This is a genomic window from Deinococcota bacterium (assembly GCA_030858465.1).
GTDB lineage: Bacteria > Deinococcota > Deinococci > Deinococcales > Trueperaceae > JALZLY01.
In genome coordinates, this window is sequence record JALZLY010000383.1 from 1 (window position 1) to 6,026 (window position 6,026).

The 6,026-nt window shown below is 67.3% G+C and carries 5 protein-coding genes; 1 reads left to right on the plus strand and 4 read right to left on the minus strand.

Translation table 11 applies throughout. From position 1 onward, the window contains the following. Positions 1-43: 43 nt before the first annotated feature. From M3498_18880 to M3498_18895, 4 genes are all read right to left on the minus strand, one after another. Entirely contained in the window at positions 44-1,300 is a 1,257-nt protein-coding gene (locus M3498_18880; GenBank protein ID MDQ3461333.1) for a sugar ABC transporter substrate-binding protein, read from the minus strand. 321 nt (positions 1,301-1,621) lie between these two features. Beyond that, on the minus strand, positions 1,622-2,458 hold the full coding sequence (locus M3498_18885) for an ABC transporter permease (GenBank protein MDQ3461334.1): 837 nt from the start codon (positions 2,456-2,458) through the stop codon (positions 1,622-1,624). 16 nt (positions 2,459-2,474) lie between these two features. Further along, positions 2,475-3,425, minus strand: coding sequence for an ABC transporter permease (locus tag M3498_18890; GenBank protein MDQ3461335.1), 951 nt, complete (start codon positions 3,423-3,425; stop codon positions 2,475-2,477). A gap of 66 nt (positions 3,426-3,491) precedes the next feature. Next, positions 3,492-4,988 (minus strand): ABC transporter substrate-binding protein, encoded by a 1,497-nt coding sequence (locus M3498_18895; GenBank protein ID MDQ3461336.1) that lies wholly within the window; start codon positions 4,986-4,988, stop codon positions 3,492-3,494. A gap of 73 nt (positions 4,989-5,061) precedes the next feature. On the opposite strand from M3498_18895, the gene M3498_18900 reads away from it, so the two are divergent. Continuing rightward, positions 5,062-6,026, plus strand: a 965-nt coding sequence (locus tag M3498_18900) for a beta-lactamase family protein (GenBank protein ID MDQ3461337.1), incomplete at its 3' end; no start/stop codon positions are given.

Genomic DNA, 6,026 nt, shown 5'->3' on the forward strand with positions numbered 1-6,026 from the left:
GGGCCGGGGGTCGGCAAAATTCTGACCCCCGGCCCCTGCCGCGTTAGCGGTACTCGGCCAGGAGGTCGTCGATGTCGTCTTCGACCATGCCCAGACCCTCGGCGACGCTCGCGTTGCAGAGCCAGACCTCGCTCATGCCCTCGTTCAAGAGGCTCACGAACTCGCCCCAGCCCTCGAAGGTCTCGGTGGGGAGGGCGGTCTCGTTCGCCTCGATAAAGGCCATGTCGTTGGCGGGCGGGACGTCGGGCTGCACAAAGGCCTCGGTGATGCCGACGCTGCGGCGCGCCGGGATGATCAGACCCGCCTCGGTAAAGCGCGTCATCGCCTCGGGCGAGGCGACGTGCTCGATAAAGCTCCAGGCGAGGTCGGGGTTTGAGCTGGTGCTCGAGATGCCCCAGCCCGAGCCGTCGGCGTCGACGACCGAGCCGGCCGGTCCGGCGGGGAACTGCACCACGTCCCACTCGAAGGCCACCGCTTCGCTGGCGTTTAGGGGCGCCACGCGCCAGCGGCCGTCGACGATCATCGCGGCGTCGCCGTCGGCGAACATGCTGGCGGCGGCGCGGTCGGCGGCTTGCGCGGCGGTCGGCGCGACGTTCTCGTCGCAGCGCAGGCCCGCGTAGAACTCGAGACCCTCCAAGGCCGCCCCCTCGTTCAGCGTAAAGGCGCTGTGGTCTTCGGCAAAAAAGCTCCCGCCCGCGGACCAGACCCAGGGCTGCCAGAAGAGCCAGAAGGTCGAGAAGCCGAAACCGAACTGGTCGGGGTTGCCGTCGCCGTCCTGGTCGATGGTCAGCTCGCGGGCGGCGTCAAGAAAGTCCTCGCGCGTCCAGCCGTCGCCGGGCTCTTCCAAGCCGGCCTCGCGGAACATGTCGGCGTTGTAAAAGAGCACCAGGTTGGAGATGTCCCTGGGGACCACGATCAGCTCACCCTCGTAGCGAAAGGCGTCCAGGTGGCCGGGAAAGAAGTCGTCCAGGTCGAACTCGGCGGCGCGATCCTCGAGCGACATAAAGGCGCCCTGCGCGGCAAAGCCCGGCATCGAGATGTTGTTGATGAAAAAGACATCCGGCGCGTTGCCCGCGGCGATCAGGGTGGCCAGGTTCTGCTCGTAGTCGCCCGCCGAGGGGATGTGGTTGACGGTGACGGTGACGCCGGGGTTGGCCGCCTCGAAGTCGGCGATCAGCTCCTCGTAGATGTCGAGATCCTCGGTGCCGCCCCAGGTGGCAAAGGTGATGGTCTGGGCGAGCGCGCTGCCTAGGAGCGCGAGCACCGCCACGAGAGTCAACAGCTTGTGCATCTTGTGCATTATGTCCTCCTTCGATGGTTTTCCCCGACAGGATACCTCTCTTAGACCACTGGGTCAAATCTTAGACCACTGGGTCAAACCCGCGGCGCTCAGCGCGCGCCGTACAAGAAGACGATGCCGGCGATGAGGCGGCGGCCAGCCCCTTGCGCCCCAGACTGTCCCGTTCTCCGAGCAGCAAGATGCCGGTGGTCATGAGCAGAGCAGCCGGATCTGCGCGACCAGAATCACCTGCCCGGCGCTGGTCAAGCCCGCTCCCAAAGCAAAAAAGAACAAGGTCTAAAAAGAACAAGGTCTAGAGGCTCTCCCGCCGCCAGCTTGGGCTCATTCCAGACCCCGCAAAGTGGGGTCGAGCAGGTCGCGCAGGCCGTCGCCGAAGAGGTTGAAACCCAAGGAGGCGACGAGAATAGCCAAGCCGGAAAAGACCGACACCCAGGGCGAGAGCAGCATGTAGTCGCGGCTGTCGGCGAGCATCAGGCCCAGAGACGGCGTCGGCGGCTGCGTGCCCAGGCCCAAAAAGGACAGCGAGGACTCGACCAAGATGGCGGTCGACAGCGACAGCGTCGTCTGCACCATGAGGGGCGCGGCGAGGTTGGGGGCGACGTGTTTGAAGATGATCCTGGGGCTCCTCGCGCCGAGCGCCCGGGCCGCGGCCACGTAGTCCCAGGAGAGGATGCTGAGCGCGGGGGCACGCGCCAGGCGCGCGAAGATCGGCAGGTAGACGGTGCCGATGGCCAGCGCGGTGTTGTGACTGCCGGGGCCCAGGACGGCCAGGACGGCAATCGCCAGGAGGATGATGGGAAAGGCCAGGAGCACGTCCATGAAGCGCATGATGAGGCGGTCGACCGCGCCGCCCAGGTAGGCGGCGACCAAGCCGAGGCTGCCGCCTAAGACGAGCGCGACGCCGACCGCGCCAAAGGCGACCGAGACGCTGGTGCGGTAGCCGTGCAGCAGGCGCGAGAGGATGTCGCGGCCGAAGTTGTCGGTGCCCAGCAGGTGCTCGCTCGAGGGCCCCTGAAAGCGGCTGCGGATGTTCTGGCCCAGGGGGTCGTGCGGGCTGAGCAGCGGCGCGAAGAGCGCGGCGAGGACCACCAAGAGGCTCAGGGCGAAGCCGAAAGAGCCGACTTGGTTGCGCCACAAGCGGGTGAAAAAGTTCCTCATGCCTGCTTCAAGGGCGTCACGTGTACTCCACCCGAGGGTCGATGAAGGCGTAGGCGAGGTCGATGAGCAAGTTGATGAGGACGAAAATGGCCGTGACCACCAGGATCACCCCCTGTACCAGCGGATAGTTGCGCTCGTTTATGGCGCCGATGACGAGCCGGCCCAGGCCGGGGATGGCGAAGACCTGCTCGATCACCACCACGCCGCTGAGCAGATAGCCGGTCTGCACGCCGATCACGGTGATGACCGGGATCATGGCGTTGCGCAGGGCGTGCTTGTAGAGCACCGAGCGCTGACGCAGGCCCTTAGCCTTGGCGGTGCGGACGTAGTCGAGGCTCAAGACCTCGAGCAGGCTCGAGCGCAGAATGCGCGTCAGACCGGCGATCATCGGCAGGGACACGGCAAAGACCGGCAGGGCCAGCCGGGCGAGGTTGCCTACGGGGTCCGCCGTAAAGGCCACGTAGCCCAGCACCGGCCAAGCGGGAAAGTGCAGCGAGAAGACGTAGAGGAGCAGGACGCCCACCCAGAAGGACGGCAGGGTAAGCCCCAGGATCGAGACGATGCGCACCAAGTCGTCGGCCCGGCCGCCCCGCGCCTGCGCCGCCAAGATGCCCAGCGGAAACGAGCAGACAATGCTGAACAGGAGCGCGAAAAAGGTGATCTGGAGGGTGATCGGCAATCTGCCCACAATCTCCTGGCCGACCGGCCGGCCCGTCCACACGCTCCGGCCCAGGTCGCCTCGCAGAACCCCGCCCATCCACTCGAGGTACTGCTGGTGCAGGGGCAGGTGCAGGCCGAGCCCGCGGCGCAGGGCCTCGACGCGCTCGGGGGTGATGTCCACGTTGGCCCCGAGCATGATCTGCACGGCGTCGCCGGGGATGAGGCGCAGCATCAAAAAGACCAGCAGCGAGACGCAGAAGAGCACGAAGACGAGGTCGAGAAGTCTGCGGACGGTGTAGCTGACCATGGCTCAGGGTGGGGCTCAGGGTGGGGCTTTGCGAGCTTCAAAGCGCGCAGAGCCCCACCGGTCCTTCTACTCGAGCGTGACGTTGCGAAGGTGGCGGAGGCCGCGGGTGGGAAGCTGCTCGAAGCCCAAGACGCCCTCGCGGTGGGCGCTGAAGAGGGTGGCGTAAGCCACGTGGACGATGGGCCCTTCGCAGGCGAGCTTACGCTGGAGCTCGGCGTAGACCTGGTAGCGCGCCTCCTCTTCAGTGGTGGTGCGGCCTTCGTCCAGGAGCCTGTCCACCTCGGGGTCGCTGTAGAGGTAGACGTTGGTCGAGCCGCCCGTGTAGAAGGTGCGGTGCAGGTAGCCGTCGGGGTCGGTGCTGCCGCCGTTAAGGCTCACAAAGGCGTCGAAGTTGGAATTGCGCCAGTCCTGCACGAACTGGCCGAACTCCTCGATGTTTACGGTGGCGTCGATGCCCACGTCCCGCAGTTGCGCCTGGACCACCTGGGCTAAGTCCGAGACCACCCGGATGGTGCCGAAGCCGAGGATCTCGAGCTCGAAGCCGTTCTCATAGCCGGCCTCGGCGAGGAGCGCTCTGGCCGCCTCGGGGTCGGGGGTGTAGCAGTCGAACTCCTCGGTGCTCAGCGCCCAGTCGCCGAGGCCGGGGCTCAGGGGGCCGCCGGGCACGGCGTTGCCGAAGTAGACGGCCTCCACGATTTCCTCGCGGTCGATAGCCAGGTTGATGGCTCGGCGCACGCGCGCGTCGTCCAGGGGCGGCCGCGTGACGTTGAGGCCCAGGAGGCTGTAGCCGAGGTCCTGGCTGGCGAGCAGGGTGACGCCCTGGGCGCCACGCAAGGTCTCGGCGGTGGCCGGGTCGACGTCCGGCAGCAGGTGGTAGGAGCCGCTGCGCAGGCCGGCGGCGCGGGTCGAGGCCTCGGGGACGATGTTGTAGCGGATGGCCGCCACGCCGGGCTCGCCCTCGCGGTAGTAGTCGGGGTTGGCCTCGAGCAGCAAATAGACGTCGGGCACCCATTCGCGCAGGACGAAGGGCCCCGTGCCGACGGCGACCTGCTGAAGGCCCTCGTTCTCCTCGACGACCTCGCGGGGCACCACGCTCAAGCTGAGCAGGTTGGCGAGAAAGGGCGCGAAGGGTTCAGCCAGGGTGAAGACGACCGTCGCCTCGTCTTGTGCGGTGACCTCGGCGACGGTGTCGAAGCGGCTAGCGAGCGGCGAGCCGGTCGCTTCGGCCATGATGCGCTCAAAGGAGTAGACGACATCCTCGCTGGTCATCGCCCGGCCGTTGTGGAAGAGCACGCCCTCCCTCAGGGTGAAGGTGTAGCTGAGGCCGTCGTCGGCGACCTCCCAGGACTCGGCCAGGGCGGGCTCGAGCTGCAAGTCGGCATTGAGCTCCAAGAGGCCGTCGTAGATCTGGCCGATCACCGCGAAGGTCGAAAAGGCCGTCGCCACGTGCGGGTCGAGCCCCACGGGGGACTGGTCGACGGCGATTTCCAGGGTGCCGGACTGGGCAAAGGTCAAACCCAGGGCTAAGACAACGGTCGAAAGAACACCACGGTAGCTTCGCATGCTCGCCTCCTCCAGCTTTCCACGGCACTATACCTTTACTAGACCACTGGGGTCAAACATGCTATCTTCAAGCATGCCCGCTTCGAGCATGCCCGCGAGTAGCCGCGACCTTCTTCAGAGCGCCGTTCGAGGTGGCGAGATTCCGGGAGCGGTGGCCGTGACCGGAAACGCTTCAAGCCGCCGGCCCACCCTCACCGTCGGCGTGACCAGTCACTGGCCGGGCGGCGCGCCCGTTAGTGAGAGCACCGTCTACGACCTGGCCTCGCTCACCAAGGTCGTCGCCACCCTGCCCGCGGTCCTTAAGCTCATAGCCGCGGGCGAGCTCAGCCTCGAGACGTCTGTCAGGGACATCGTTTCCAACGCCGGCTGGTTCAGGACGCCGTCGCTGGGCGACGCCACCATCCGGCAGCTCCTCAGCCACGTCTCGGGCCTGCCCGCCTGGCGGCCGCTCTTCGCCTGGGTGAGCCGGAGGGAGACCGCCGTCGCCAACGCCTTGCAGTCGGCGCTCGAGCACCCTGCTGGCCAGTACGTCTACAGCGACCTGGGCTTCATCTTGCTGGGCGCCATCGTCGAGCGCCTCACCCGGACGCGCCTGGACGCCTTCGTCCAGGACCAGGTCTTCGCGCCCCTCGGCATGAAGGAGACGCGCTTTGGCCCCGTTCCTGCTGAGAACGTCGCCGCCACCGAGGACTGCGGCTGGCGCAACCTGCGCTTGCGCGGCGTGGTCCACGACGAGAACGCCTACGTGATGGACGGCGTGGCCGGACACGCGGGGCTCTTCGGCACGGCGGGCGACCTGGCGACCTATGCGCAGGCCTGGCTGAACCAGGACGCGCGGCTGGCCCCGGCGGTGCTGCTCGAGGAGGCGACGAAGCAACAACTGAGCGGCGGCGAGCGGCGCGGCCTGGGCTGGATGCTGAGCGCGGCGGGCTGTAGCGGCGGCCGTTACGCGAGTCCGGCGGCCTACGGGCACACCGGCTTCACGGGCACGAGCCTGTGGATTGACCCCGGGTCCCAGGGGCCTAGTGGCCCTAACCC